This window comes from Streptomyces sp. SID12501 (assembly GCF_010550245.1).
Taxonomy (GTDB): Bacteria; Actinomycetota; Actinomycetes; order Streptomycetales; family Streptomycetaceae; genus Streptomyces.
On sequence record NZ_JAAGLU010000279.1, the window covers coordinates 1 to 598 of the forward strand.

1 protein-coding gene is annotated in these 598 nt (G+C 68.9%); it reads left to right on the forward strand.

Going from position 1 to position 598, the window contains the following annotated elements:
* A partial coding sequence (locus G3I71_RS45735; protein ID WP_164324856.1) for an ABC transporter substrate-binding protein occupies positions 1-598 on the forward strand: 598 nt, incomplete at both ends.

Below are 598 nucleotides of genomic sequence, written 5' to 3' on the forward strand. Positions count from 1 at the left end.
AGAGCTATCAGGTCCTCACGGTCAACGAGCCCTATCCCAAGGGCAAGCCGGAGTCGTACGTGCTGGTCAAGTGCGGTGCGCCGAAGCCGGAGCTGTCCGGTGAGCTGGCGTCCGCGCAGCAAGTCACGGTTCCGGTCAAGAGCCTGTACTCCGCCTCCACCACCCACCTGCCGCTGCTCACCGAGACCGGCACCCTGGACGCCCTGACGGGGGTCGCGAGCGCCGCGAACATCTCCTCCGCCCAGGTGATCGAGCGGGTGAAGGCGGGCAAGGTCACCGAGTACGCCAAGGACCGCACCCTCAACGCCGAGACGGTGATCGGCGCCAAGCCGGACGTGCTGATGACTCATGGCACCGACGACCCGCAGTACCCGAAGCTGCGTCAGGCCGGCATCGCCGTGGTCGCCAACGCCGAGTGGCTGGAGTCCAGTCCGCTCGGAGGCGCCGGGTGGGTCAAGGCGATGGCCGCGCTCACCGGAGCGGAGAAGCGCGCCGACGAGGTGTTCGACACCATCGAGGGCGACTACCGGAAGGTCGCCAAGAAGGGTGCGCAGGCGGTCGCGGCGGGCAAGCCCGTCGAGGTGCTGCCCGGCACGAT